The 25,841-nt window shown below is 58.5% G+C and carries 23 protein-coding genes and 4 pseudogenes; 6 read left to right on the forward strand and 21 right to left on the reverse strand.

Annotation, left to right across the window (positions count from 1 at the left end; all coding sequences use genetic code 11):
• Nucleotides 1-291: 291 nt before the first annotated feature.
• From EN781_RS02355 to nifH, 10 genes are all read right to left on the reverse strand, one after another.
• A complete protein-coding gene (locus EN781_RS02355; protein ID WP_127399747.1) occupies nucleotides 292-1,590 on the reverse strand; it encodes a SidA/IucD/PvdA family monooxygenase in 1,299 nt (432 codons plus the stop codon).
• Nucleotides 1,591-2,432: 842 nt separating this feature from the next.
• Nucleotides 2,433-3,305 (reverse strand): universal stress protein, encoded by an 873-nt coding sequence (locus EN781_RS02360; RefSeq protein ID WP_127399748.1) that lies wholly within the window; start codon nucleotides 3,303-3,305, stop codon nucleotides 2,433-2,435.
• 97 nt (nucleotides 3,306-3,402) lie between these two features.
• A complete protein-coding gene (locus EN781_RS02365) occupies nucleotides 3,403-4,215 on the reverse strand; it encodes a response regulator transcription factor (RefSeq protein WP_126059307.1) in 813 nt (270 codons plus the stop codon).
• The gene (locus EN781_RS02370) at nucleotides 4,215-4,694 is read right to left on the reverse strand and encodes a NifX-associated nitrogen fixation protein (protein ID WP_127283383.1); all 480 of its coding nucleotides are present in this window, start codon (nucleotides 4,692-4,694) and stop codon (nucleotides 4,215-4,217) included. The genes EN781_RS02365 and EN781_RS02370 overlap by 1 nt, the downstream gene beginning before the upstream one ends.
• Before the next feature lie 17 nt (nucleotides 4,695-4,711).
• Entirely contained in the window at nucleotides 4,712-5,209 is a 498-nt protein-coding gene (gene nifX / locus EN781_RS02375) for a nitrogen fixation protein NifX (RefSeq protein ID WP_126057650.1), read from the reverse strand.
• A complete protein-coding gene (gene nifN / locus EN781_RS02380) occupies nucleotides 5,175-6,557 on the reverse strand; it encodes a nitrogenase iron-molybdenum cofactor biosynthesis protein NifN (RefSeq protein WP_126057649.1) in 1,383 nt (460 codons plus the stop codon). The genes nifX and nifN overlap by 35 nt, the downstream gene beginning before the upstream one ends.
• An 8-nt stretch (nucleotides 6,558-6,565) precedes the next feature.
• Entirely contained in the window at nucleotides 6,566-8,041 is a 1,476-nt protein-coding gene (gene nifE / locus EN781_RS02385) for a nitrogenase iron-molybdenum cofactor biosynthesis protein NifE (protein WP_126057648.1), read from the reverse strand.
• Between the two features lie 61 nt (nucleotides 8,042-8,102).
• The gene (gene nifK / locus EN781_RS02390; RefSeq protein WP_029356526.1) at nucleotides 8,103-9,644 is read right to left on the reverse strand and encodes a nitrogenase molybdenum-iron protein subunit beta; all 1,542 of its coding nucleotides are present in this window, start codon (nucleotides 9,642-9,644) and stop codon (nucleotides 8,103-8,105) included.
• 129 nt (nucleotides 9,645-9,773) lie between these two features.
• A complete protein-coding gene (nifD, locus tag EN781_RS02395) occupies nucleotides 9,774-11,276 on the reverse strand; it encodes a nitrogenase molybdenum-iron protein alpha chain (RefSeq protein WP_024505262.1) in 1,503 nt (500 codons plus the stop codon).
• Between the two features lie 86 nt (nucleotides 11,277-11,362).
• On the reverse strand, nucleotides 11,363-12,256 hold the full coding sequence (gene nifH / locus EN781_RS02400; protein WP_024505261.1) for a nitrogenase iron protein: 894 nt from the start codon (nucleotides 12,254-12,256) through the stop codon (nucleotides 11,363-11,365).
• A 580-nt stretch (nucleotides 12,257-12,836) separates the two neighbouring features.
• Between nifH and EN781_RS02405 the strand changes: the two genes are divergently transcribed.
• Both EN781_RS02405 and EN781_RS02410 read left to right on the forward strand, forming a co-directional pair.
• The gene (locus tag EN781_RS02405; protein WP_245466524.1) at nucleotides 12,837-13,400 is read left to right on the forward strand and encodes a type II toxin-antitoxin system prevent-host-death family antitoxin; all 564 of its coding nucleotides are present in this window, start codon (nucleotides 12,837-12,839) and stop codon (nucleotides 13,398-13,400) included.
• Complete coding sequence (locus EN781_RS02410) at nucleotides 13,382-13,735, forward strand: hypothetical protein (RefSeq protein WP_210211298.1); 354 nt, start codon at nucleotides 13,382-13,384, stop codon at nucleotides 13,733-13,735. The genes EN781_RS02405 and EN781_RS02410 overlap by 19 nt, the downstream gene beginning before the upstream one ends.
• A gap of 554 nt (nucleotides 13,736-14,289) precedes the next feature.
• On the opposite strand, the pseudogene EN781_RS35055 reads toward EN781_RS02410, so the two are convergent.
• The 5 genes and pseudogenes from EN781_RS35055 to queC all read right to left on the reverse strand — a co-directional run.
• A pseudogene (locus EN781_RS35055) lies at nucleotides 14,290-14,486 on the reverse strand (7-carboxy-7-deazaguanine synthase QueE); the annotation flags it as partial.
• A 160-nt stretch (nucleotides 14,487-14,646) separates the two neighbouring features.
• Nucleotides 14,647-15,398, reverse strand: a pseudogene (locus EN781_RS02420) (carbonic anhydrase).
• Nucleotides 15,399-16,244: 846 nt separating this feature from the next.
• The gene (gene queE, locus EN781_RS02425; RefSeq protein WP_164747234.1) at nucleotides 16,245-16,970 is read right to left on the reverse strand and encodes a 7-carboxy-7-deazaguanine synthase QueE; all 726 of its coding nucleotides are present in this window, start codon (nucleotides 16,968-16,970) and stop codon (nucleotides 16,245-16,247) included.
• A 5-nt stretch (nucleotides 16,971-16,975) separates the two neighbouring features.
• Entirely contained in the window at nucleotides 16,976-17,332 is a 357-nt protein-coding gene (gene queD, locus EN781_RS02430) for a 6-carboxytetrahydropterin synthase QueD (RefSeq protein WP_063169374.1), read from the reverse strand.
• Nucleotides 17,332-18,030 carry a 7-cyano-7-deazaguanine synthase QueC gene (gene queC / locus EN781_RS02435; protein WP_091599584.1) on the reverse strand — a complete coding sequence of 233 codons (699 nt, stop codon included), beginning with the start codon at nucleotides 18,028-18,030 and terminating at the stop codon, nucleotides 17,332-17,334. Before queC ends, queD begins: the two co-directional genes overlap by 1 nt.
• 128 nt (nucleotides 18,031-18,158) lie before the next feature.
• Here queC and EN781_RS02440 point away from each other — a divergent pair.
• Both EN781_RS02440 and EN781_RS02445 read left to right on the forward strand, forming a co-directional pair.
• A pseudogene (locus EN781_RS02440) lies at nucleotides 18,159-18,948 on the forward strand (HlyD family efflux transporter periplasmic adaptor subunit); the annotation flags it as partial.
• A gap of 58 nt (nucleotides 18,949-19,006) precedes the next feature.
• A pseudogene (locus tag EN781_RS02445) lies at nucleotides 19,007-19,263 on the forward strand (cysteine peptidase family C39 domain-containing protein); the annotation flags it as partial.
• 260 nt (nucleotides 19,264-19,523) lie between these two features.
• On the opposite strand, the gene EN781_RS02450 reads toward EN781_RS02445, so the two are convergent.
• Nucleotides 19,524-20,297, reverse strand: a complete 774-nt coding sequence (locus EN781_RS02450) for a serine protease (protein ID WP_164747232.1) — start codon at nucleotides 20,295-20,297, stop codon at nucleotides 19,524-19,526.
• 367 nt (nucleotides 20,298-20,664) lie between these two features.
• On the opposite strand from EN781_RS02450, the gene EN781_RS34685 reads away from it, so the two are divergent.
• Complete coding sequence (locus tag EN781_RS34685; RefSeq protein ID WP_164891566.1) at nucleotides 20,665-20,808, forward strand: hypothetical protein; 144 nt, start codon at nucleotides 20,665-20,667, stop codon at nucleotides 20,806-20,808.
• Here EN781_RS34685 and EN781_RS34100 read toward each other — a convergent pair.
• From EN781_RS34100 to hisC, 5 genes are all read right to left on the reverse strand, one after another.
• Nucleotides 20,805-21,140 (reverse strand): hypothetical protein, encoded by a 336-nt coding sequence (locus EN781_RS34100; RefSeq protein ID WP_187331497.1) that lies wholly within the window; start codon nucleotides 21,138-21,140, stop codon nucleotides 20,805-20,807. The genes EN781_RS34685 and EN781_RS34100 overlap by 4 nt on opposite strands.
• A 44-nt stretch (nucleotides 21,141-21,184) precedes the next feature.
• Nucleotides 21,185-21,514 carry a helix-turn-helix domain-containing protein gene (locus EN781_RS35060; protein WP_245466525.1) on the reverse strand — a complete coding sequence of 110 codons (330 nt, stop codon included), beginning with the start codon at nucleotides 21,512-21,514 and terminating at the stop codon, nucleotides 21,185-21,187.
• Entirely contained in the window at nucleotides 21,400-21,978 is a 579-nt protein-coding gene (locus tag EN781_RS35065; protein ID WP_236473429.1) for a Crp/Fnr family transcriptional regulator, read from the reverse strand. The genes EN781_RS35060 and EN781_RS35065 overlap by 115 nt, the downstream gene beginning before the upstream one ends.
• A gap of 101 nt (nucleotides 21,979-22,079) precedes the next feature.
• Nucleotides 22,080-23,114: an LLM class flavin-dependent oxidoreductase gene (locus EN781_RS02465; RefSeq protein ID WP_091599482.1), complete on the reverse strand. Its 1,035-nt coding sequence runs from the start codon at nucleotides 23,112-23,114 to the stop codon at nucleotides 22,080-22,082.
• A gap of 27 nt (nucleotides 23,115-23,141) precedes the next feature.
• Nucleotides 23,142-24,338, reverse strand: a complete 1,197-nt coding sequence (hisC, locus tag EN781_RS02470) for a histidinol-phosphate transaminase (protein WP_091599485.1) — start codon at nucleotides 24,336-24,338, stop codon at nucleotides 23,142-23,144.
• A 1,183-nt stretch (nucleotides 24,339-25,521) separates the two neighbouring features.
• On the opposite strand from hisC, the gene EN781_RS02480 reads away from it, so the two are divergent.
• The coding region (locus EN781_RS02480; protein ID WP_127399750.1) for a redoxin family protein at nucleotides 25,522-25,841 on the forward strand (320 nt) is incomplete at its 3' end.

Raw genomic sequence — 25,841 nt, forward strand, 5'->3', positions numbered from 1 at the left:
CCGGGCCGGACTCACCTAACTCACCGGGTCCAGCCACGACATGCATCGCCAAAGGCAAGGACCCTCCCCGCTGAGCGCGGGCTCAGCCATGGCCGCTGAGGCTACCGCACTCTTTCGAGTGAACGTAAGGTCTTAACGAGCGTAGGGGAAACGTCCGCAGAATATACGATGTGCCTCAGGGCCCGAGTGCTTATTCGGTCAAGATGATCTGGGCTAAGGCTCCCGCGTTCGCCGCAACGAAGGCGTACATCATTCCCTGGATGCCACCGCCAATGAACAATAGTAGACCAGTTATATCCCGCTGCCCATTTCTTCGGCTACGAGGTCGGGCCGGCGCTCGATCAACGTACGGCTGATGAAGCCCAGATGCTCGGGATTGGTGCATGGCGGGCGCCCCAGAAGGCTGTCCAGGATGCGGCGCGCTCGCCAGGCCAGCAGGCCAAAGTTCGGATCAGCCAGCCCGCGCTGTCCAAGGCAGGCGTTCTGAACGAAAAGGCGTCTGTCTCGCGGTCCGTCCCAGTACACCGAAAAATCCTCGCCGGTGGCGAGCTCATTGCCGATCTGCTCGAGGCGATCTGCGATCGGTTCCAGGAAGTCCGGCAGCGCGTTCTCGTACCCCGTGGCCAGGATGACGATGTCCGCGGTTACTTCTCCGATGTTATCCATGCCGCGCTGCAGCGTGAGCCTGTGCCCCGCCCCTGCGTTGATGCAGCGCGACACGTTGCAACTTGGCCGCAGTGTGATGTCGCATTGGTGTGGCTGGAGAAAGGCGTGGTGGTAGAGCGCCTGATAGACCGCGCGCAACGTGCTTTCTGAAATCCCGTCGGAGGCAAGCGCGAAACGCCGCAGGAACAGCTGGCGATGCACCTCGCTCATGGCCGCAAAACGATCCGAAAAGCAAGGCGTGAACAGCTCGTTTGTGAACGGGTGGTCGTCGAAAGGCATCCCGCGCGTCAAGACCCAAGTGACCGCCGCGGGCCGCCGTTCTTTCGGCCGGCCGACAAGGTGCAGCAGCAGCTCGGCTCCCGACTGTCCGCCGCCAACCACGCAGACATGCTTTTTGTGCACCTCAGGATGGATATGCGCTAGGTCTGATGAGTGGAACAGGTTGGGTCCAGTCCAGCCATGAAACTGAGGCGGAATTTGCGCCTGCTTGCCTATGTCGATGACGAGGTTTCTCGCATCAAGGACCGCGTTGTCCGTCCGCACGCGAAACTCGCCTTCAAAGCGGATTTCGCGAACGGCCTCGCCGCCACGGACAAGCGGATTCTTCTGGAACGCCCAGTTGAGATATTGAGCGAACTCGGCTCTGAGCACCCCGTGAAATTGCGCATTGAGGAAATGGTAAAGACGCCCGTTCTCGTGGAGGTAGTTTACGAATGTGTAGGCTGATCGCGGATTGACCAGAGTAACCAGATCCTGGAAGTGGCCGACCTGGAGCTCCGCGCAATCGAAAGCGCTGCCTGGATGTCCGCGGAAATCAACCTGCCGATCCAGGAACAGTGCCCCTTGCGCAATCTCTTCCTGTATCTGACACGCAAGGCTCAAATTAGACGGCCCAGCACCGATACCAATGCAAAAGAGGTCCACTTATCCTTGCTCCTCTAGGAGTGTTTTCCAACTCAGCGGCATGTGCGCGGCGACCGCCAGGCATTGAGCATTGCGAACCTCACAGGCATCCTTGAGCCGCGGTCCCGACTGAGAGGAAGGCAAAAGGCCTGCGCGGCCTTCCAGATCTTGGGCTCAATGGGCGACATCGACAGCGGGCACCGCATCATCCGAACCCAAGAGCGGAAGGAAAGCGTGTGATGCTGTCGCGCAGCTCTCCGGATTTTACGGCGGCTCCTAGCGGCTGCCTCCACCCCAGGATTGGCTGTTTCCCGGTTACGACGGAAGCGGCTCTTTCTTCGAGGGGCGTAACCATGGATAACGGCTCGTAATGCGTTCGTAGACTCCCATGCATGCAGCGTGCCGGATAAAGAAAACGTCAAACCAACGAGTTCGCGTAATTCCAGCTCGTCTGGAACCCGACATTGTCGCACGCCCGACGATCGGGCAGAGGAAGCTCCGCGGCAGCGGCCCTTGCACACCGCAGGCCTGACAGGGGGCAGCCGCCGATTTGACCCGCGTCCGGGTACTGATCAGGGGCCAACAGGGTTCGCGCCCCGAGGTGGGGGTCCCCTGGTACACCCGCCCTGTGGCTTGGCTGCGGTCTGCTGCAGCCGTTCGTCTTTACTGCCCGTTACAGACGATCTCGCACGAGTTGGATGCACGAGAGCGTCCTGAAGCAGTCGAGGCGTCCGGTTTGGCTCTGAAAAGCGTCGCAAGATGTTCGCGGATCCAGCCATGTCTCCGCAATCCGACCGGTAACCGACGACGACTTCGGACTGGTTGGCGGTCCTACGACCTGATCGGTGTTGCTACGGAACTGATCAGCGAGCCAAAAACAGCGGCAATGTGGTCTTCTCAAAGCTCCAGCTCGGCGGACCGCCGAAAATCCGCTCACGCAGCCCACGGCTGCCATAAGCACCCATGACTATCATGTCGGCGCAGGTGTCGGCCGCGTGCTGCGTCAGCACTGTGGCCGCCGATTTACCGGCGCTCTTAAGCAGGTCAACCGAGACCCGAGCACCGTGCCGAGTAAGATAGGCAGCGATGTCTGCTCCAGACTGCGCACCTTTCCCGTTGTTTTGCGCCTTCGGATCGACCATAGCGACACAAACTTCCTCAGCAGCGGATAGGAGACTAAGAGCTTCCCGAACCGCACGCGAGGCCTCTACGCGCGAATCCCAGCCGACCAGCACGCGTCGAGGCGACAGGGTCGCCTTAGCGCCCTTCGGCACGATGAGGACCGGCTTTCCGCTATCGAACAAGCAGCCGTTGACAACAGGAGGTCCGAGAGTCTCATCGTTGAGGAGGTCCGCTCCAACGATCGTCAGGTCAGCGCAGAGCGCCCGCTGTCGCGCCACTTCACCGAGGCTAGCCGGATCGCAATAGTCGGTGTCAACGTCACAGGAAAGCGACATAGCTTTCAGCCGTTTGAGGATATCCGCGGACCGTCTTTCCATTCTGGTCACGTCCTGTGAAAATTTCTCGATTTGCTGAAATCGATAATTCGGCACTGCAATTGCCTGTGCACGTCCCGTACCCCACTCGAGGGGCGGAGACGACATCAAGAGCAATGGAGGCGGTATAATCAGTACGGATAGGTGCGCGCCGACCTCGGCACACAGTCCGGCAGCTGTTGTGAGGTCCTCATCAGAATGATCAGCACCCGTCACACAGAATATGCTTTTAAATTCCATTTGCCTGCTTCTCCTGGTCTTCGTTAGGAGCGTCTCAAAGCGGCAACACCGCTCTCAGCGGAGGAAGAGAGAGCGGCACCACATTCGACCACCGATTTCAGTCGTCCGGCTTCTCGAGCGAGTAGCCGGCCGACCTGACGGTGCGAATGACGCTGCCGGGCAAGGCCGTTTTCAGCGCCCTCCTGATTCGGCTGATATGGACATCGACGGTGCGTGCACCGACATGAATGTTGGGCCGCCAGGCCGCCCCGATAAGCTCGTCCCGGCTGAAGACCTTGCCGGGGGCCTCAATCATAAGCCGCAGCACGTTGAACTCGATCCGTCCGAGATGGATGTCGTGGCCATTACCGCGAACCCGATGGGCATCGAGCTTCATCTCCAGGCCTCCACAACAAATCCAACTGTCGTTTTCAACCCCGTTCGAACCACGCTTGGTCAGCCCGAGCCTCGCCCGCAGGCAGTCGAGCAGCTTGGCCGGAGCCACCGGCCGCACAAAGCTCTCAACGCCTGCCTTCAAGAGATCGAGGTGCTGGTGCTCGGCGCCAGGCGCGATCAGGGCGATGATGGGCAGGTCGGTGGTGCGCGGTTCCCGCTTGAGGTGGGCGCAAATTGCGGACCCGTTTATGCTGGCTGGGTCGCAATCCAGCACTACGGCCTGAAGCTCCCGTTGTTCGGCCAAGGCCAGCGCAGCCTTCGCGCCGTCTGCCGTCTCACTGCTGAAACCGTCCACCTCCAGTATGTGACTGTAGAGCAGATAGAACTCGGCATCTTGCGAGCAGATCAGGACCAGCGGCTTCTTCATCGGCGATACCCCAGCAACCTGGTCGGCCTCGAGCCCCTGGATCGAGGGGGCTGGCCAAAAAAGTTTCTCGCGTCCGTCATGATGGCCTTTCTCGAAAATCGCGCCCATCATGCCAGCGCCACGTGGGGAAAGGCTTCGATGACTGCAATCCCATCGTCGACCAGCTTCGTACCGGCCGTGGCGAGCTTCAGGAGCGTCTCGAAGCCAAACCGGTGGACATCGCGCAGCGTTTTGGACAAAACGACCAACCGTCCGGTCGTGAAAAGCACCCGACCAAAACCCTCATGGCTCACCTGGATCATCGGCGATGCCATAAGGCCGCAGCGCTCCTCGATCGCAAGCCCGATGGCGGCGTAGTACTTGTCGAGCCTCCACAGCACGTCCGGATCGGGATCTCCGATGATCGGGATCGCTCGGCGCTGTTCCTTGGTAATAATGAAGTCGCCCAGCAGCTCGGCGTCCGCTTTGCGTTCCCACGAGCCATAGGAATCCTGAGCACGGATCAGCCGGACGAGGCATTTGACGAACGGGGTGCAAAGAGCCGCCTCGTCTTCGGCGACGGCTGGGGGGATTGCGGGGTCAGACATTTGGCGTCCTCCTCTTTTCAGTCCTCGTCCTCGAAGGACGGTTTCGTTTCGGCAACGCCCGCTTGCGCCAGCACCTTGCGCAGCCAGGGCGGAGGACACGTCCTGAGCATCATCTGCGTGCGCAACAGCACCTCTTGGATGGATTGGGGCTCCGCCACTTTGATCGGGTGGATTTTTGCCGCGACAACCTTGGCTGCCGAAGGTCCGCCAATCGCCAGACAAAACAGCAGATGACAGCCCTTCAGCGCATCCACCTTGGGCGTGATGCGGTCATCGCCCTCGGCCCGATGCTCCCCGCTTTCATCCGAAACGTCATCGAAGGCCACGGCTTCGACGAGGTTCCACTCCTCGCGCGTCACGTCGTAGACAGCAAAGCGTCTGGCCGACCCGAAATGGGCGTTGAGGTCCTTCATGTCCTGAGTGGCGATCGCGACGCGCAATGCGCATGCACGTTGTTCCGGCATCGGTGCGAAAACCTCATTACTGACCAGCGAGAGGCGGCGAACAGCGTTCATCTGATATTTCTCGATTACGGAGTGGATCAAGCGCCTCAGGAGTGGGCGCGTGTTGGTTGGCCTGGAAGATGTTGGCGACCTCGAAGATCAGGTCGCGGGTGCCCTGATAGAGAATTGCGAGCTTGTGCTGGCTGCCTAGTCGATCGAAGACCGGGAACCCGATGCGCATGAGCGGAATTCCGAGCCGCTCCGATGCTTGGCGCCCGTGCGAATGCGTGACAAGCAGGTCAGCACCGACGGCAAGACTTTCCAGATCGCCGAGATCGCCGATCTGAACCGAAACCGCCGGGACTTTCTTGAGAATTTTAGACCTGTCGGTCGTTGTGACGGCCGCGGCTATCTCGGAGCCGAGGCCAGCAAAGAAGGCTGCGAGTTGGAACAGCTGGTCTGGTTCGGCAGCGATGGCAATTTTCTTGCCGCCGAAATGGAAATGTCCGTCGAGCATCGCGTCCTGCAATTGCGCCCGGCGCCGGCGCACGCGGGCCGGTACCGCCGCGCCCGAAATCGCAGACAGCAGCGACACGAAGCGGTCCGTGTCCTGCAGCCCAGTCAGTGACTGGAACAACACGTAAGGCACGCCGGTCAACCCGTGCAGCACTCTCGCCGGACGGCGCATGTGCTCACCGATGGCGATGCATTGCATGGCCGTGCCCAACTCGCGAACGTCCTCGACGCTGGTGCCGCCGTATGTAGTCGCTACCCAGCGGTCAGGAACCGTACCGTCGAGCGAGCCTGAAATGTCGGGCAGAATAACCGGCTTGAGCCCAAAGCTTTCAACCATGTCACGCATATGCTCGACGTCGGCGACAGTGAGGTTGCATCCGGGCAGGATCGCGATCTTCTTCGGCTGCCGCGCACGTTCGCCCGAGCGTGTAATCCCTTTGATCATTGCGGTGACTGCCCTGGCCCAGCCCTCTTCGATCGCGCCGTCAAAATCCGGCGTGTTGGCCAGCACGACCTCCGTACCCGCAAGCTCTTGCGTGTGCTTCAGCTTGACGTTGGCGATATCACCCGCGCAATCTTCGCCACGCGTCTCCACGAGCGCGGTCGTGCACACCCCGATCAGCTTTGGCTTCGTGCGGTTCTTGAGGTTGAGGATCGCCTCTTCCAGATGGTCGGCTGCGCCGAGGATGGTCGCCACCTCATCCATCGCCGTAGTCTGCAAGGGAATCGCTTCTTTGAAGTGCCGCACGAAGAGAACGAGCGCAAAGCTTGTGCATCCCTGGCTGCCGTGGAACAGCGGCATCGCACCGTCGACGCCAAGAAAGGCAAAGGCGGCACCCAGCGGCTGCGACGACTTCAGCGGGTTGACCGCAGCCGATTTGCTCTGGAGAAGGATGCGGGCCATCGGTCGCCTCAACACTCGTGTGCCGTCGCGCATGCGAATTCATCAAACAGGTACGCGGTCTCGTTCCTCGTGCACGGCAATTCGCCTATCAGATCAGGCTGGCAATCCCACGGGGCCGGCTGGCGCACCTGAGACCAGATCGGATTGTGAATGGCGAGGTCGATCTGGCGTACGAGTTCCACCATGCCGTCATAGCCGGCATAAGGATGCTGGCGCTCCTGGTTGATATCGAGCCAGGGCGTCTTGGCCTTGAGCGCAATGAATTGCGTGCGACCGCCCGACAGCATGATATCGGCCCTGTGTTCAGAGAGCATGGCGTACAGCTCGCGCGCAGCCATGGATTCGAACATGTGCTTGTCGTGCTTGAGAACTTGTTTGATGCGCTCCTTGTCCTGCACCGTAGATTTCTTGACCGAGGTGCCGACGATCTCGATTCCGATCTCCATCAGCGCATGGACAACCGACCAGGACTTCACACCGCCTGTGTTGAGCAGCACGCGCTTGCCTTGGAGCCTTTGCCGGTAGGATTCGAGTTTCTTCCACGCGATCGCCTCCTGCTGCGCGATTAGCGTCTCTGTGCGCTCGAGGATCTCCGGATCGGCGCCCTTCCTCACCAGCAGCCTGACAAGGTTGCGAAGAGCTTGCGATGTGTCGGAGATGCCATAGAAGGAGCCCTCGAAGAACGGGATGTCCCAGCGCTCCTCCATCTTGCGGGCAAGACTGATCAGCGCGGTCGAGCACACCATCATTGCCGCCCGGGCGCGGTGCGCGGAAGCAATGTCGCGGTAACGCGCATCGCCGGGAATGCAGGCGCGCACCCGGATCCCGAGCCGATCGAGGAGCGGCTTTACAAGCCAGAATTCGCCCGAGAGGTTGAATTCGCCAAGGATGTTGATGTCGTAGGGCCCAGAGTCGTCGGGTTCGACCGTGCCGATGACATGATCGAGCAACGCCTCGGCGGCGAGCTTGTTGCCGAGGTTCTTGGAGCCTGCCAGGCCAGGCGCATTGATCGGCACCACGGCCAAACCGAACTTTTCCGTGGCGCGTTTGCACACGGCCTCGATGTCGTCACCGATCAGCGCCGTTACGCAAGTCGAGTAGACGAAGATCGCCGGCGGCGCGTATGTGTGCTTGATCTCGCGGATCGCCTTGAAGAGTTTCCGCTCGCCCTGCCCCATCACCAGGTCGAGTTCGGTGAGGTCGGTCGTGAAGCTTGTCCGCCACAAGGTCGGTCCTGACGAAACCGCACCACGGTTGTCCCAAGAATTGCCCTCGCAGGCAAGCGGCGCATGGACCAGATGCGCAACGTCGGTGATCGGCTGCAGGACGATCTTGGCTCCGTCAAAGGCGCAGCCGCCGGCTGCCGCCCCTGGTGTCAGCGACTTCGAGCAGCCCTCCTTGCGCGCCTTGGCATCTTTGCCACGGTTCTTATCGCAGGCGGGCTCATCGAAGGCGTCCTTGATTTTGGCGCTGAGGGAGGACATTGCTCAGCCTCCCCAGTCCATTGGGCAAGGAATGGCCTCGGCGAAAAGCCGGCCACGGCTCTTAGCGCGTGAGGTCATAGGAATAATCCGTCACACCCGTCTCGCTCGTCTCGCGATCGAGTTTGTCGAAGATCTTGTCGAGGATCGTCGTAAGCACGCGCAACGCGCCCTGGTAGCCAAAGAGCGCAAAGCGGTGATGATGGTGCCGATCGAAGATCGGAAACATCAGCCGGATCAGCGGCGTTCCGGTGTCGCGCTCCAGGTACTTGCCGTAGGAATTGCCGATCAAAAGGTCCACCGGCTCGGTAAAGAGCAGTGAGCGCAGCGCCCACAGGTCCTTGCCCGCCCAAACCTGGGCAGCCTTGCCGAAAGGCGAGGATGCTAGCAGCTTCTTCAAATCGGCTTCCCATGCCGAGGTGCCATTGGTGGCGAGGCAATGGGTTGGCTCGCCGCCGGTCTCCATGACAAAGCGGGCCATCGCGTGAACGAAGTCGGGATCGCCGTAGATGGCGTATTTCTTACCATGCAACCAGGATTGGCTGTCCGCCATGGCGTCTACCAGTCGGCCGCGCTCGAGGCGAATTGCCTCGGGGATCTCCTTGCCGGAAATCGCCGCGACCTCCATCAGGAATTCGTCGGTCGCCTGAACGCCGAGCGGATAGTGGAACGAGGCCGTCGCCTGCCCGACCTCCTCGCAATAGCCCAGCGTCTTTCGGGTGTTGTGATGCTGCAGCGAAAGCGTTGCCTCGGCGTTGAGGGCCTTCTTCACCTCGTTGATCTTCGTGCCCCCGTCATACATGCGGTATTCACCGTCCGAAGGCGTATCGAACTGGTCAGAGGCATCCTGGATGAATGTGTAGGACACGCCCATTACATCGAGCAGGCGCTTGAGCTCCCGGTTGTTGCCGACGCAGAAGCCGTCGAAGCCCGGAATGATGTTGATGGCTCCTTCGACTTGCGTACGCTCCTGGCCTTTCCAGAAGTGCTCCAAAATGCCTTTGACCATGTTGTCATAGCCGTCGACATGACTGCCAACGAAGGCCGGCGTGTGGGCAAAGGGCACGTCGAAGTCGCGCGGGACTGAATCTTCGTCCTTGGCGTTCTGGATGAAGCTGTGCAGGTCGTCGCCAATGACCTCTGCCATACAGGTCGTCGACACGGCAATCATCTTCGGGTCGTAGAGCTGGTAGGTGTTGGCGAGCCCGTCGACCATGTTCTTCAGGCCGCCAAACACCGCCGCATCCTCGGTCATTGAGGAGGAGACCGCCGCGGCAGGCTCCTTGAAATGGCGCGACAGGTGCGAGCGGTAATAGGCGACGCAACCTTGGCTGCCGTGGACGAAGGACATGGTTCGTTCGAAGCCGGCGGCAGCGAATACCGCACCCAGCGGCTGGCAGGCCTTGGCCGGGTTCACGACAAGCGCTTTGCGGGCGAGGTTCTTTTCGCGGTATTCCCACGTCTGGGTGAAATCGCGCTGATCGGAAACGATCTCATCGGGGTGCGGACATTCGAAGTTTAGCTTCTTCTCAGCGAGCATCTTTCTGTATTCCGGCTCGCGGAACAGGGGAGCGTGATCGAGAATTTTTTCAGCCGACTGCGGCATGATGATTACCTCTTTTGCATCTGGCTGCGCGGTACGGCAGCTCAGGACGTCAAGACGTTCCAGGCTCCGGCGGATCAGAGGCCGCGGGAGTTCACCGTCTCAGTGGGAGACTGGGGCTAAAGCAGATGTTTATTCGGCAGCCATCGCCCGCTCATCGCCCCGGCTTCTTTTCCAAGGCGCGTGGAATAGGTCCCAGACCGGGTTGTTGATGGCGAGATCCACATCACGTGCGAAAATGGCAAAGCCATCGTACCCGTGATACGGGCCTGAATAATCCCAGGAATGCATCTGGCGGAACGGTATGCCCATCTTCTGCACCGGGTATTTTTCTTTGATTCCCGAGCCGACCAGATTTGGGCGAATCCCTTCGATGAATTTCTCCAACTCATAGCCGGTCACGTCATCATAGATCAGCGTGCCGTTCTTCACGTAGTGGCCGGTGCGCTGATAGTCGTCGCTGTGGGCGAATTCATAGCCGGTGCCCACGATGACCATGCCGAGGTCCTCGTAGGCCGTGACGACGTGGCGGGGGCGCAGGCCGCCGACATAGAGCATCACGGTATTTCCTTCCAGGCGCGACAGGTACTTGGCGATGACCGCATCAACAAGCGGCCTGTACTTGGCAATGACCTTTTCGGTCTTTTCCTCGATTTCCGGCCCAAAATGCTTGGCTATGTTGCGCAGAGAGGCTTCGATCTGGGAGGGACCGAAGAAATTGTACTCCATCCAAGCGACGCCATACTTTTCCTCCATATGCCGACAGATGTAGTTCATCGACCGGTAGCAGTGGATAAGATTGAGCTTAGCCTTCGGGGCGCGCTCGATCTCTGCGAGTGTGGCGTCACCCGACCAGTTGCCGACCACGCGCAGCCCTATCTCCTCAAGCAGTATGCGCGAGGCCCAGGCATCGCCGCCGATATTGTAGTCGCCGATGACGTTGACGTCGTAGGGGCCGGCCTCGAACTTGACATCCTTTTTGTCGAAGACCCAATCCCGGATCGCATCATTGGCGATGTGGTGGCCAAGCGACTGCGAGACGCCGCGGAAACCCTCGCAGCGTACCGGCACGATCGTCTTGTCATACTCCTTGGTCTTTTTGCGAGAAACCGCCTCGGTGTCATCGCCAATCAGGCCGATAGGGCATTCGGATTGCACGGTGATGCCGTTGTTAAGCGGAAACAAGACTTCAATCTCGTCAATGATCTGTTCCAGCTTCTTGTCGCCGCCGAAGACGATGTCCTTCTCCTGGAAATCGGAGGTGAACTGCATTGTCCCGAACGTGTCGACGCCCGTCGTACCGACGTAGTAGTTGCGGCGCTGCGACCAAGAGTATTGGCCGCAGCCGACCGGGCCGTGCGAGATATGGACCATATCCTTGACTGGCCCCCACACCACGCCTTTCGAACCCGCATATGCACAGCCGCGAATCGTCATCACCCCGGGAATGGACTTGATGTTCGATTTGACGTCGCATTCGGAAAGGACCTCGCTTTCCCCGCCAGCCTCGTTGCCGCTCTTTGCGACGTTGAGGTGCTTCTTGCGGCGCTTCGCCGCCTTGTCGGGATAATGCGACAACACCTCTTCGATAAGCTTCGCATGAAGAGCACCGTCATTCTCGTATTCCCGGCTCATGAGTCCCCTTTCAAGGTTGGGTGACGCCTCAACGAATAGGCGCCGTTCTCTGCAAGGCGCGCCGATTCATGGCAGCGCTAATGTCACTACTGGGCCGCCGCCTTCGCCGCTTCCTTGGAGTGAAGCTCGGCAAGCATCTGCTCGTCGGTCTTCATGATGCCGAAGTCGAGCAGCATCTCCTCCAGCTCCTCCATGGTGATCGGCGTCGGGATCGTACCCTGGCCCGAATTGGCGTGGATCTTCTCGGCCAGAGCGCGGTATTCCCCTGCCTGCTTGGAGTCCGGCGCGTACTGGATCACCGACATCTTCCTGAGTTCGGCATGCTGGACGATGTTGTCGCGGGGCACGAAGTGGATGAGCTTGGAATTCAATCGGCCAGCCAGTGCTTCGGCCAGATCGAGTTCACGGTCGGTTTGACGTTCATTGCAGATCAGCCCGCCCAGCCGCACACCGCCCGAATGGGCATATTTGAGGATGCCCTTGGCGATGTTATTGGCGGCATAGAGCGCCATCATCTCGCCGGACATGACGATGTAGATCTCCTGGGCCTTGCCTTCGCGGATCGGCATGGCGAAGCCGCCGCATACCACGTCGCCGAGGACGTCATAGGAGACATAATCGACATCGTCATAAGCGCCATTCTCCTCGAGGAAATTGATCGAGGTGATGACGCCGCGGCCGGCGCAACCGACACCCGGCTCGGGGCCGCCGGACTCCACGCACTTGATGCCTCTGTAGCCGACCTTGAGCACGTCCTGGAGTTCGAGGTCTTCCACCGAACCTTCCTGTGCGGCGAGATCCAGGACGGTATCCTGAGCTTTCGAATTCAGGATCAAGCGTGTGGAATCGGCTTTGGGGTCGCATCCTACGATGAGGATTCTCTGCCCGAGGTCGACAAGGGCGGCGAGCGTATTTTGGGAGGTGGTGGACTTGCCGATGCCGCCTTTGCCGTAAAAGGCGATCTGACGCAGACCTGACATAATAGCTTTCCTTCCTTCGTTCTAATCATCGCGACTGCCCGCGACACAAGTGCCGATAGGCAGCTCGTGCCGCCTCACACCAAGCATCGCAAAAAGCGTACCAGCGTGATCGGCCGATCCGAGAAGAAACTTCGTTATTAAATTCCAGCCACTTAGACGGCGGCAAAACGCGCGAGCGGGCCTTTCAGGCGTCTGTCACGGACACGACAAAGCCGACACAGATTGTCGTGCGCCATCGAAACCGCCCTGTGTCGAGCTCGAAGCGGGATAATGGGGAGCTAGCCCAAAGCTGATGGCGAGACCATCGGAAGACGTCGGCTATTGTCTTTCCAGCCTGCGGTCGCTGGATGAGCAGGAGCCTGGGGCTTGACCGCCGCGCGGAATAGTTCAGGCAGGCTTGCGGAGCGGGAACGCCGGCGGCCGATAGACATCCGCGCTTAACCTTTCATAGCCCGTCTACGAGTTGGTTCCGCCGACGCGCTATATCGAAGGCAAATAATTCAGTACCTTAGCACGAGATCATTGATATTTTCAAAAAGATACGTATTATACGGATATAACGGATTATCGGGACAATTCTATGTCGGTCATTAGCTCGGTTGAATTTCAGCGCAACTTAGGGGTGTATCAGGACAAGGCGCTAGCGGAACCCGTGATCATCAGCAAGAATGGCCGCGAACGGCTTGTGCTGCTTTCGGTCGATGAATACCAGCGCCTAAAGGCGCATCGTGACGGCACTAGCGCGGGGCCTGAGAACGCAGCCCCCCCTGCTTTGCAGAGCACGGCGCACTTTTCACTTAAGAACCAAATACCAACCGAGCCACTAAGGGAATTGCTGTCGCACTTTCATTCGATCAAATCTGCCTTCGTGTACGGTTCAGTCGCCAAAGGCACGGACACAGAACGCAGCGATATCGATTTGATGGTGGTCGGCGATAACCTGAACCTCTCTGAACTTTATTCAGCCGCACAAAACGCGGAACTGAGACTAGGCCGAAAGGTCAGTCCGACATTTCTGTCGCCGGAGGAATGGCAACGAAAGGCGTCGCAGAAAGGGTCGTTTGTCCGAAAGGTAAGTACCCTTCCAAAGATTTTCCTCATCGGCTCGGAGAAAGATTTACAAGCGTGGGCAAGCAAGAACTAGACAACCTCGTAAAGATTGGGCTGATGAAAAGTGAGCCCCCATCGCTGTCCGAATATGACGGCATGCTGGGTGGCGCCCGCAAGAATTTAACTGACGCACAGAAAGGTCTCGACCCCGACAGCCAATTCACTCTCTTATATGGAGCTGCGCATCGGCTTGCCCTGGCAGCCCTACGCCGCGAAGGCTATCGCTCGGACAATCGCACTTCGGTGTTTCAAGCGCTCGTTCATACCGTCGGAACCGACAAGGCTGACATTCAGATTTTTCTAAAGCGCACAACGAGCGAAACCTCTCCGAGTACGAGGGGCACACAGACATTGATGCCAAATTGCTAGCTAACCTTATTGAGTGCACCACGAGGCTAGAGGTTTCGGTTGGCAAACTAGAACCGCCAGAAGATGACGAGTGAGCGGCAACCGAACGCGCGGGCAAGGGGTTGCGCCTTTTCGTTGTTGGTCAGCACGGTGCGCCACTACGGCTTCTCGAGAACGCTCACGATGTAAGTAGCCACCCGCTTGTCTGCATAGGGCTAATATGCACCTGGTCATGATAGATGGGCATACTGCCCCGCGGGGAGAAAGAGCGAGGGCAAACGGCGCTATGTAGACAATGAGTACAACCGCCGAACCCATGGCCGGCGCCATCATGCGCGTGAGACCCCGTTGTGGGCGAGGCTCGCGACTGGCTGCACGATCCTAGCCGGCCTGCTTGCCATTGAGTTTGGTCCCGCCGCGGTAGGCTGCGGCATCAAGGGCAACATCAGCTACAACTTGACCTCTGCATGATGAGAGCAGCTTTTACACCAGGTGCGCAGCACATGTCTTTAACGAACGCATCGCCTTCAAGAATATAGAGAGCAATTCGGAAAACCGAGTAGTTGGCGGCGAAGCTAAGAGAAGGTATACACCGCCCTCTTGTTACCCCAGAGTAGAACGTGCAGCTGCGGCAAGACGCGGGCTTCGAACCACCTGTCGCTGGTCACCTTTTCGGCCAGCTATTCCATGCGCATCATATTCCGTCGGACTCGACAGAGACGTCTTCATTGCCACGGCGGGGCGGCGTGTGATTGCCGGGTTGCAGACAAACCTCGCCGCGACGTCTTTGGGACGAGTGGTGCCGGCACCGAATCCCTATCCTTTAGACTAGCCAGCTTGGGGAGCGCCGTCAGACCGCCAGACCGGAAGAGGAGGCTTCGCGCCAATTTGTGCCAAGAATGTTGGACCGTGCGGAACCGCTGGGGCGGCGCTCAACTCTGGCGCAGGATGAAGCGTCGATTGGGTGAATGAAAAGGGCGCGCGTTCACGGGTAAAGTGAGGTAAATCGCTGGATGTCTGCCGGATCAACGTCAACCGGTTCCATCGCCACCATCCACTCGACGTTTTCGGCGCACGGCGGCGTCGTCAGTGAGCCCTCATAAGTCCAATAGCCAAGCGACGCTGGCAGAAGCCAGTTGGGATTCACCTCGTCGATCGTAACCTCCCCATTCGGCAGTTCGGGAAAGGCCGCAGCAAGGGCAGCAAAGCTGGCATTTGTCGCGCCGGGCGTTAAAAAGACGCCCAGCACGCCCAGAGTACCACTTTGCGTGTCCTTGTGAACGAAATGCACCTCCAGCGGGAAGCTCTTGCCCGCCACGTGATGTTCGCTTGGCGCATGGAAATGGAACTGTACCAGTTCGTAGACACGATCGCCGCGGGTCAGCGTGCTGCCTTGTGGCATATTGATTTGAATGGTGTGGCCGTTGTTCACCATATTGCCGCCGCCCTTGTGCCAGCCGATGGCGATATGCGGGATATCCGCCTTGACCGCGCTGTTGATATCGATCGGCGATTGCTGCGTGCCGGCAGAGCATACGAAATTTTTCTTATCCAGATCAGCCCAGTGCTCCGGTCCGACCGGACCGGTGTATCCCCAATGGGCACTGGTCGCTTGGGCGGCTTGAACGCAAATCCGGCATGCGCCGAGCGCAACCAACCCTTTGATCAGGTGACGACGATACATATTGCTTTTGCTCCTCTTGCGAACTGATGTTGGTGGCTGCCCTAATGGACCCGTGATGGCCAATCGGCGCGGCCACTATTGTCCTTTGCAACTGACGGATGCCCGCATGCCTTGGCGTGCTTTTATAAGTGCGGCTGCCGTTTCTCGGCCGGCCGGCTTCTGCAGCCCGCAACGGACGCAGTTTCAACCAGCTAGACGATAAAAATTCGAGCAGACCAGCGCTTGACCCCCGCCGCAAAGGCACAGGCGAAGGTGATCACTGCGCGGCTCGCCGTTCGCGCCTGAGGCCGCATCGCTACACTTTACACTCGCCGCCCAAGGAGACGCAGGCGACCCCAATACGTTTTCATCGCTACTCCTGACGCAGCCGACGACGCCACGAAGACGTTGCTATATTTCACGTTGGGCCAGTGAGGAAATCGATCTTCTTTATGGAAGGCATTTACGCAATGGATGCATTCCCATGCACATCGCCGTTCTGTTTAGCAGCTGCCGTTGACCGGCGGGCCAGCCCCGTTGGGCGTTCTGGTGTCTGACAGTCGAGCGTCAGGCCGGACAATGAGATACATCGATAAGAGCTGAACAAGGATGAGGGGATGACGTGCTTGCGACGGAGGAAACAGTCAAGCAGGTGGGGCGAGAAGGCCAGTTCTTGCGGATTTCAACTTTGCGTGACGACAGCTCATCGGAGTCAAGGTGACACACGCCGGCAGCGGGTGTCCGGGCGGTTTCCAGCCGCACAATCGCGAGACCGCTGGCGCGAACAAAGCTCGGCTGTACTCGGCACGCGAAGAGAGCCTGCCAAGCCGTCGGAGCCCGGCCTTCCGGTGCGACGCAAGCCGCAGACTAGACCGCCCTCTTGTTACCCCAAAGCAGAACGTGCAGCTGCGGCAACACGCGGGCTTCGAACCACCTGTCGCTGGTCACCCTTTCGACAAGCCATTCCATTCGCATCATTATTCCGTCCAAGTCGACAGAGGCGTCTTCACTGCCGGGGCGCGGCGGCGTGTGATTGCCGGGTTGCAGATAGATCGGAAGGTGCGGATATCGCGCCGCGACTTCTTTGGCGTAGGCATAGTCACTCTCGTCGAAAACGACGAGCTTGAGCACGATTTGCGGCTTCTCTTGCGCCGCTTCGAGGCACGCCTCAAACGCAGCCCAACGGGTCGTCATTTCGCTGGACGGCGGCTTTGGGCTAAGGGTCAGCACGTCAAGATCCGCAAACCACTCCCTCACCACGGAACCCTGCGTTTCCAGTGCAAAACGATAGCCCTCGCGATGGCCTCGTTCTATGAGGGGACCGAACGGCTGAATGGCCGGGTTGCCGCCTGACAAGGAGACCATAACCGGCCTGCCGCCGGAAAGCGCATGGACGGTTTGCCACACGGCATCGATCGGCATCGGTAGCCATTCATGGCGATACTGATTGTCCACCGCGTGAAGGCTGTCGCACCATGAACAGCGATAATCACATCCGCCGGTTCTGATGAACACCGTCGGCAAGCCGATGAGCACGCCCTCGCCCTGGATCGTCGGCCCGAATATCTCGCTCACACGGATTACGGGATGCATGTCGGTCACGGACGGTATTCCGCCCAAGTTTTCGGTGTTTCGCTAACGCGCACGGCCGCGGTCTGCGGCAGACGTGCCTTGCACCATTCATAGAAATGTCTGGCCAGGCATTCCGCCGTGACCTTCTCATGTCCCAGCACGTCGTTGAGGTGCCGATGGTCGAAGCTCTCGTCAATGTAGCGTTTGAGCGGCGCCAGATCGTGATAGTCGCGCACGAAGCCGTGGGCGTCCAGTTCCTTGGCCGACAGCTCCACTACGACGACATAGTTATGCCCGTGCAGGCGCGCACATTGATGGTTGGGAGGCAAGGAGGTGAGCTGATGCGAGGCCGAGAAGTGGAATTCCTTGCTGATGTGGAACATTACGCGCGCCTCCTGCGCAGCGCCTCGAGCCAGAAATCGGCGTCCTCGTAGTCGGTGGGATCAGCGTGCCCGGCGAGATGGAACGCTTCGCGCCGCTCGACGCAGGTCCCGCATCGTCCGCAGTGACGCACGCCGCCCTTGTAACAGGACCAGGTCTCGGCAAACGGGGTGCCGTATCTTGCGCCATCCGCAACAATGTCAGCTTTTCCGAGATTCACATACGGTGCATAGAGGCGTATCTGCGCATAGCCGTCGAGCGCGCGGTCTTGCATTGTCTGGAAAGCTTCAATGAAGGCCGGACGGCAATCGGGATAGATGAAGTGGTCCCCACCATGCATGGCCGCCGCCACCGCTTCGGCGTTGTGGGCGGCGGCGAGACCGAAGGCGATTGCCAACATGATGGCATTGCGGTTCGGCACCACCGTAATCTTCATCGTGTCTTCGGCGTAGTGGCCGTCCGGCACGTCGACACTGTCGGTCAGCGCTGAGCCGGAAAGGCCACGGCCGATTTCGCCGATGTCGATGATCTGGTGCGGGACCTTCAGTCGCTGCGCGCAAAGAGCGGCGAAGCCCAATTCCTTCCTGTGCCGTTGGCCATAGTCGAAAGATAGAAGGCCGGTGAGTTCGTGCTCCGCTGCCACCATGTGAGCAAGGGAAACGGAGTCCAATCCGCCAGAGCAGACGGCGAGAGTCTTCATCATTGGTATCCTTGTTTTGACCGGGTAAGGCTGCGACCGGAGATTTCTCTGCGCCCCCACTACTCCAGCGACTCAATTTTGTGAACCGGGAGAATTTCCGCACAGCCCGATTGGAGCGAGCATGGGTCGCAAGGAGCGATCTTGCCGGTGATCTCGAAAACCTGATCTCCTCCGGCACGCAGGCCAAGGACCCGATCCGCCTCTCGACCGAATCCGCCAAAGCTGACCGCGCGCATTTCCTCAACTTGTTGCGGGAAAACGAATACGCCCGCACCAATGCCGCAGCGGAACTCGACCGTGCCAAGCGACTGCTTTCGGCTTCTGCAGCGCCCGCGAAAACTGTTGAAGAAAAGACTTTCGCCCTCCACAACATTGAGCTCCAGGGCGAGATCCTGGCCCGGCGAAAAATCGCCGAATGAAACCAGCAACTCTTCGACATCAACCTGCGCCTCAAGGAGCTCACGGCCACTTTGCATGAGCTCGAGAACGAGCGGGATCTGACTCATATTCGAGCCCCAGTACTCTTGAGCAATTCTCAGGCCTCACTTCCGGCAGCTACGTACAGGCCGGGCAAAACGTCGGTTGGGTTTCGCCGGTACCGAACTGGTGGTGGAAATCTACGTTCCCCCCAAAGACATCGCTTTTGTGCACCCGGGCCAGTCGGTGCATATCCAAATCGATGCCTACAAACTACAATCAATGGGGTGTCACTGACGCCAAGGTGCTCAACGTGGCGCAGGACTCCATTCTCCACGGCGGGAGCCCTTCTTCAAGGTCCCCCTTGCGCTGTCTCGCAACCAACTCGTCCTTAAGAACGGGGGCATCGCTCACCTGAAGAAAGGCATTACCGTTTGGGCACGCTTTCTCGTTGCAGGCCGCACTTTGCTGCAACTCCTCTATGATAAAGTCGACGATTAGCTCAATCCGCTCTACGCGGGCGACTAATCTTCAATTTCCAGACAGTCAGCGAGCCGCCATGTCAAGCAAGGTCAGCAAGTTTAAGCAGCGCGATATCACCGATTGCGGGGCGACCAGTCTTGCTTGTGTCGCTGCCTTCTATGGCCACAAGCTGCTTTTGTCGCGCATTCGCCAGCATGCCTCGACCGACCACTCTGGCACCACTGTGCTCGGTCTCTTGGAAGCTGAAGAAGGCTTGGTTTCTTAGCCAAGGGCGTGAGGGGTGGCTTCGACCGCCTCGACAAAATCCCCAAGCCCGCTATCGCGCACGTCGTCATCAAATTTGCGTTTGGACTTGGCGTCATACAGTGCCGCTGGATAGAGCCCGCCGCCCTGATCTCCGGCGGGTCTAATCAGAGCCCCCAGCTCCGCTGATGAGCCAGGCGCGGGTGCCTCGGGGCTTCCTAGCCTGCACAGCCTTCATGGGACATGGTCAGGATACCTGTTAGATGAACTCCGATTAGTCTGGACATTCTGCGCGTTCGGATACGCGGCAACGTGAACTTTCCACCCTGCACGCATCCCGACTCGCCCCCTCAGTCACCGGTATGTTTCGTGATCCACTCGCGATAATACGACACGCGCGTATACACACCGTATGTCCTTCCGCAACCGGCCCCACTCGAGACAATTCCAACCAAGATAGGGTTTTTGCCATGGGCTTTGGTCAGAGGACCTCCACTGTCCCCTTGGCAAGGATCGGTCCCGCCGCTTTCGGTTCCGGCGCACATCATCCCAGGAAAGATCTCCTCCCCATATTTGCGGCTGCACGTTTTGTTGTCGACGTATGGGACCTTGCCCTCTCGGAGCTCTTCTGATTCCTCTCCACCATGTCGTGTAACTCCCTTACCCGTCACGGTAAGGAGCTCGCCATTAGGAATGTCCATCCGGGGGGTAGCAAGGGGAATGGCCACTGCGGGTAGCGTACTGCGCACCCGCACGAGCGCCAGATCATGTTTGAATGTCTTCGCGACATATTCTTCGTGAACAATAAAGTCCGTTACATCTAACGAAACGCCATTCTTCACAAAGGCCTCGACCTTGGTTGCACCCGCTAAACAGTGTGCCGCTGTGAGGATCCATTGGTCTCCGATCACCACTCCACCGCATAGATAAGATTTATCCTCTCTGACAATTTTATCCTCTGTGACAATATTGAGTTCGACGTACCAAGGATGCTCTTTAGACGTGGTCCGCTTGCCGCGGACGATATCGAGCCCGCCTTGTACAGAAGTTTGAGCATGGGCGTGTTTTCCACCAAAAAGGGCTGCGAGCGCGCAGAGGGCATGACGACGGGTGATGGGGGGCATCGGTTTCCTCGTACTATTTGCATTACATCGTGCGGCCGTGTGCCGTTGGCGCGCCACCCTGCCTGCCCACCCATTAGCTGGCAACCCTCGTCTCGGATGTGATTCAGAATGCCGCAGGCAAACATGCTTTGTCCTCGATAGGACGCTCTGGTTGCCGTGGGCGGACGACTTCTTCGGAAAGCGCGACGACGGCACGGGGTCCGTTATAGGCAGGCTCTCCATGCTGATGCAGCTCGAGACCCTCAGGGTTACTCGCCGCGCCGATGGCTCTCATGGCCAAGGCCGACGGCTCACGAAAATATGTCGGGGCCGCGGTGATCGGTCTGAACCGCGCCATGAAGGAACGGCTCTACGAGCGCGTCGCCGGATGCCCGGCCGGGCGCGCAAAGGAATTCCGATCAAGAAGCCGAACGCGCAGTGGATCAAGCCCGGCCTGGTCGGCCACATCAGCTTCCTGAAAGGCGAGGGCGGGCTGCGCCATGCCACTCTGACCGATGTTCGAGAGGACTAGTCGGCCCCGCAGATCGGTTCACCGGAAGGCATCCGAGCTGGCGCTCGGCGTTTTTTTAGCGCTTTGGCTGTTCGGGGTCGTCTGAGACAAACGACCCCGATGACCACGTCCATAACAGCTTCCAAGAGCGGCTTGCTGTCTTCGTCGCGGGCTTCAACGGTAAGGCGGCGGCAAATGACGGTGGGGGTGACTTCCCGCGCATAGTCTGTCAGCGCGGCGAAAGCCTCGAGCCTGACGGAATCCATGCCGCCGGCTAACCATGTCCCTTCAGTGTCGGAAAAGAGCCGATCATTGTTGCGTACGTCAAAATAATTAAGGGAAAGGGCGGCCATGTGATCTCCTATGGGCTCACTGCTGTCGAGGGTCCCTACAGCCTTCAGCGGAGTGGACTGCTACCGATAAGCCTTTCGTACTCGGCTTCCGGTGGGCCATAGCTGCCATCGGCCAGTTTGATCAGTCCTTCCCAATCACGGATGACGATCTTGCCGCACGTGGCGCGGATCAAGCCATTGCCTTCCAGGACCTCGATGGCGACGGTTACGCCCGGCCGCCTCACGCCGAGCATGATCGACAGGAATTCGCGCGTGAGTTTCAGCTCGGGGCCAGCGCGATCCTCACACAACAGCAGCCATCGGACGAGACGGCTTTCGAGCCCCTGGCGGGCGTTCGCGTGAGAGCGGTGTAGCTGGTCTGCACCATCAGGCATTGCACGAAGCGCAGAAGAAACAGCCGCAGGGTGGGACTTTGCTCGAGTGCCTCATGAAAGGGGGCTATCGGAATGCGCATCGCCTCTCCGGCGAGCTGGACGACGCAATCATGCGGCGCCAGATTGTCGCCGAGGACGACAACCGTTCCTGTCATGCCTTTGTGGCCCAGAATGCCGGCTTCGGCATCCCGGCCGGGCGCCATTTTGGCGATGATAGAGCCGAAGCCCTCCTCTATGAAGTACACGAAGTTGATCGGCCTGCCTTGCTGTTCAAGGCGATCGCTCAGTGCCAGTTCGACGTGCTCCAGATCCGGCGAGAGCAGGGACCCATCCTGCTGGTCGAGCAGGCCAAGAAGTCTGTTTCTGTATGGGGAATTTGCGGAGTGCGGCACTGCAACCGTCGCGGCAGGAATGTCATCGGGACTGAAATGGGCGAGGGCTGCAGTATCGCGGTCGGCGACCAAGCACCGGCCTAGTGTTTACGCCTGACACAAGAGTCCGGCCCCCACAACCGTTTCGGAATGAGCAGCAGCGCTGCCGCTGCTCCTCCAATCACACAACGGATTCACGATGCGGCAACTCGAGCCATGATTTCGGATCGAATGGTCGATGCGGTGTATAGCGAGGCATCCAGCGGCAAATCCCCAAATGCCAGTTGACACAGAAGATAATTAGCACCTGCCTCTTCCAGCTGATCAAGGAGAGCTTTTCGGACAGAAGCTGCCGTTCCCACGACGCACAATTCACTTTCAATTGCTGCATCGAAGTTCAAAGGCAAGTTTGGTGGAGTGGGAATGGCATTTAGTTCGTATAGAAATTTGAAGCTCTTGAGCCATCGTTCATAGGCAGGTGCTGCGAGCAAATACGCATCTGTTTCAGAACGCCCTATCACCACCATTCGGAGCAATCCAAGAAATGGCGCTTGGTGGCCAATGTCAGCATCGTGAATTCGGGCGGCGCGGAACGCGTCGGTAACGCTGCGAACAGAAGTGGAAGGTCCGACGCAGGCGATGTTTGCCCCATTCGCGGCGGCCCAGCTAGCCGGCTCGGGTCGATTGGTGGCGATCCATGTCGGCGGCTGGGGATATTGGTGAGGTCTCAACGTCAGCGGAACGTCTTTCAACTCAAAGTGGCGGCCCTCATAAGAAAGCGTCCCGCCTTTCATCGCATTGATGAGAATCTCGCTGGCCTCCGTGTACTGTTCTGGTGCTGCTTCTACAGCAACCCCGAAGTATCCCAATTCAGTCGGAGCAGAGCCGCGCCCTATGCCGAGTTCAAGCCTGCCGCCGCTCAACTGATCAAGCATGCAGATCTCCTCGAAGGCACGCAGCGGATGATAGAGCGCAAGTAGCATTACCATGGGACCAACACGAAGACTGCGGGTTCGCTGGGCGACGCTCGCTAAGAACAAATTCGGTGATGGACCTCTGCCATGTGGCGTACAGTGGTGCTCTGCGAGATGATACGCATAAAAGCCATAGCCATCGCACGCTTCTGCTAGGCTCAGCCGATCTGCATATTGTTGGGCGATGTCATCGCCGTTTTCGTCCAGATGATCGAAGATGCCGAAGGTTAGGCCCGAAGCGAAAATTTTCGTCAATTAATTATTCTCCAAATTACCTATGATTTATCCACTATTGGAAACATCATAACTTATAACACATCGACACTTATTACTTAATACATTTCCAATGCAATGTGAATTGACTTCATGCTTGCGCACACCGCGATTCCTCTTAAAGTTCATACAGACGTGTTTGGCGGCAGCAAGGAATTTGTCCATCTGCTCTGTGCTACCAATGCTGACGCGAATGCAGTTCTTCAAATCTATGTCAGGAAAGCTGGCGATGAGGATCTTCTGCTCTTTCAACGCGGCTTGCCAGCATGAGCCCTCCTGTCCCGCCGGCACACGGGCCAGCAAAAAGTTTGCGTGGGAGGGTGTTACGGAAAAGCCAAGTTGCAACAGCGCCAGGGTCACTCGCTGTCGTTCATGCTTGATGTGCCTGTGGTTCTCTTCGTAGGCGTGGCGATGCGCAAGAATGCTTTTCCCGACCGCCTGCCCGATCACGTTCATGTTGAAGACATTCTGGATGTTGCGCAGCCTGCCAATGATTTCTGGGTGACCGAAACCGAAGCCGACTCGCACGCCAGCGGCAGCATAGCTCTTTGAAAAAGTCCTCAAGATCAAAAGATTCGGATGTCTATTGACGAGGCGCAGGGCATGGTCGGGTGCGAAGTCAACGTAGGCCTCATCCAAGACGATCAAGCGATCTGCTTGCTCCACAAGGCGTTCGATTTCGGCCACCGGCACGAATGTTCCGGTCGGATTGTTCGGATTAGCCAACAGAATGAACTTCGCGTCTTTTGCGGGGCCGGACAGAAGTTTTTCTATCGGCAGGGGATGAGCTTCGCTCGATGCGATTTCGAGAAACTCGGCACCCTGTAACATGGCAAGTTTACGGTTGAACGAAAATCCGGGCGACAGCATCGCCACTGTATCTCCTGGGGCGAGGAAAGCTCTGTAGATGAGTCCGAGCAGTTCCGACGAACCGTTGCCGGCAATCACCTGATCTTTGGAAAATCCGTAAGCGTCGGAGGCAGCTGCCCTTAAGCTGAGATTGTCGTCTTCCGGATAAAGATAATGGTGTTCGATCGCAGCAATTGCACTTTGCATTACGCTCTTCGGCAACGGAAACGGGTTCTCGTTCGTATTTAGCTTAACGTAATTTGCATCCGTCGCTGGTCCGTTGGACGAGAGAGCATCTAATTTGCTGGCCACCGGCGAGAAGAGCGAAAGCACGGTCTTCAGTTTTGCATCGCACATGTTCTTCTCCGTTTTTCAGTCCCGCAGGGCATGTGACATGAGGCAATCGTTGATCGTGACTTGATCGACGTTCGGCTATGTCAGCGCTGCCTTCCCACCTTGGTGGGATCGCCGACCACGGTTTGGATTTGACACCGGGAAGCTGTCGAGAACCTGATGACGACCCAACGTGTGGCCGACGGCCGATTCGGCGCAACAGACGGTGTTTCAACATCGCATCGTCGTCAAAGCCGCATGCAGGGCCAGCACGACAGCCCGCCTCCAGCGCCCGCAGAAATAGGTGGAAACCGAGGTCTTGCCGAACCTCAGTTGCTCTGCCACCTCGCCCACCGGACTGCCCTGTTTACGGGTCAGGCGCAGGATCGTCCGGGTATCTTTGACGCTCGTTCGTCTTGCTTGCTTCCGTCTTGGCATGGGCTCTCTCGGTTCGCTGATGAGAGAGCCAAATACCGGCTCATCTGAGCATGAGACGCGGGCCTGACGATATGGAGCGTCTCTGGTGGCGCGCGTAGCCAAGAGGGTTCGCCTCGCTGGCGGGGCATGCAAGACGGCGCACCTCCTTGGCTATCCTGTCCCATCGTCTCAACGACTTCGCAGAGGTTGATATTCTGCAGTGACTTTCGTCTCGCTGCTGCACGGCATTGACGCTGGGAGCCATGCTCGCGTGGCGCAATTGTGCTGAAGAACGGTGCCCACGGCAACGTTTCTTAACCCGCCCCAGGTCCTGGCGTTTGGCTAATTTCCGACATTCGTGTCCGGCTTCGGACAAAGGCCGGGTTTGCCGAACGGAGTCCCACCCAATTTCCAGTGCTGCTTGAGCAATAATATCGACCGGCATTACTGCACAACACGAAAGTTGCTGCAAAAACCGAAGTGAACCCAAGGCATGGGGTCAATTGGCATGGCGCTTGCGACTCGGTCGCTAGAACGCAGTCAAAACCACGGTTGGAGACCATGCCTACCTCTCAAAGCTCGATAAAGCACGCGAGCAAACATTCCCCGTCCCCGCGGAAAACTGGAAGCTCGTCGCCGTTAAACGTCCCTGCTCGGGGGCGGTCTTGCACAAGACTGGTCCGAGGCAACCACGCCAGGGCGAAAGGCTGCCGGAACTGTCCACCGAAGTCGATGCCGCTTCAGTTTAACCGAAAAATGCACCGTACCACTTTGGCCTGGGAGCAAATCAATGACCGATAGAAAGAACGTTCCTCTCGTGACCTTTCGCACGCGTGTTCGCGATGAGTCGATCGGGGGGCCAAATCCTTATCGGTGGGAGAACAAGACCTCCGACGATTATTTCGGGGGCAAGCGCGTTATCCTGTTCTCGCTGCCTGGCGCCTTCACCCCGACCTGCTCGACCTTCCAACTGCCCGATTTCGAAAAACTCTATGATCAATTTCTGGAACTGCGAATTGACGCGATCTACTGCGTCTCAGTCAACGATGCTTTCGTCATGAATGCGTGGGGAAAGTCCTTGGGGCTGCAGAAGATCGAGCTGATCCCAGA

Origin of the sequence: Mesorhizobium sp. M4A.F.Ca.ET.090.04.2.1, from assembly GCF_003999085.1 — a bacterium.
Classification (GTDB): domain Bacteria; phylum Pseudomonadota; class Alphaproteobacteria; order Rhizobiales; family Rhizobiaceae; genus Mesorhizobium.

What these genes read in the sequence shown, in the direction of transcription:
- EN781_RS02360 (WP_127399748.1), bottom strand. Translation starts at nt 3,305, where the DNA reads ATGGAATTTAAAAGCATATTCTGTGTGACGGGTGCTGATCATTCTGAT.
- EN781_RS02365 (WP_126059307.1), bottom strand. Translation starts at nt 4,215, where the DNA reads ATGGGCGCGATTTTCGAGAAAGGCCATCATGACGGACGCGAGAAACTT.
- EN781_RS02370 (WP_127283383.1), bottom strand. Translation starts at nt 4,694, where the DNA reads ATGTCTGACCCCGCAATCCCCCCAGCCGTCGCCGAAGACGAGGCGGCT.
- nifX (WP_126057650.1), bottom strand. Translation starts at nt 5,209, where the DNA reads ATGAACGCTGTTCGCCGCCTCTCGCTGGTCAGTAATGAGGTTTTCGCA.
- nifN (WP_126057649.1), bottom strand. Translation starts at nt 6,557, where the DNA reads ATGGCCCGCATCCTTCTCCAGAGCAAATCGGCTGCGGTCAACCCGCTG.
- nifE (WP_126057648.1), bottom strand. Translation starts at nt 8,041, where the DNA reads ATGTCCTCCCTCAGCGCCAAAATCAAGGACGCCTTCGATGAGCCCGCC.
- nifK (WP_029356526.1), bottom strand. Translation starts at nt 9,644, where the DNA reads ATGCCGCAGTCGGCTGAAAAAATTCTCGATCACGCTCCCCTGTTCCGC.
- nifD (WP_024505262.1), bottom strand. Translation starts at nt 11,276, where the DNA reads ATGAGCCGGGAATACGAGAATGACGGTGCTCTTCATGCGAAGCTTATC.
- nifH (WP_024505261.1), bottom strand. Translation starts at nt 12,256, where the DNA reads ATGTCAGGTCTGCGTCAGATCGCCTTTTACGGCAAAGGCGGCATCGGC.
- EN781_RS02405 (WP_245466524.1), top strand. Translation starts at nt 12,837, where the DNA reads ATGTCGGTCATTAGCTCGGTTGAATTTCAGCGCAACTTAGGGGTGTAT.
- queE (WP_164747234.1), bottom strand. Translation starts at nt 16,970, where the DNA reads ATGCATCCCGTAATCCGTGTGAGCGAGATATTCGGGCCGACGATCCAG.
- queD (WP_063169374.1), bottom strand. Translation starts at nt 17,332, where the DNA reads ATGTTCCACATCAGCAAGGAATTCCACTTCTCGGCCTCGCATCAGCTC.
- queC (WP_091599584.1), bottom strand. Translation starts at nt 18,030, where the DNA reads ATGAAGACTCTCGCCGTCTGCTCTGGCGGATTGGACTCCGTTTCCCTT.
- EN781_RS02450 (WP_164747232.1), bottom strand. Translation starts at nt 20,297, where the DNA reads ATGCCCCCCATCACCCGTCGTCATGCCCTCTGCGCGCTCGCAGCCCTT.
- EN781_RS34685 (WP_164891566.1), top strand. Translation starts at nt 20,665, where the DNA reads ATGCCCGGCCGGGCGCGCAAAGGAATTCCGATCAAGAAGCCGAACGCG.
- EN781_RS34100 (WP_187331497.1), bottom strand. Translation starts at nt 21,140, where the DNA reads ATGGCCGCCCTTTCCCTTAATTATTTTGACGTACGCAACAATGATCGG.
- EN781_RS35060 (WP_245466525.1), bottom strand. Translation starts at nt 21,514, where the DNA reads ATGCCTGATGGTGCAGACCAGCTACACCGCTCTCACGCGAACGCCCGC.
- hisC (WP_091599485.1), bottom strand. Translation starts at nt 24,338, where the DNA reads ATGTGCGATGCAAAACTGAAGACCGTGCTTTCGCTCTTCTCGCCGGTG.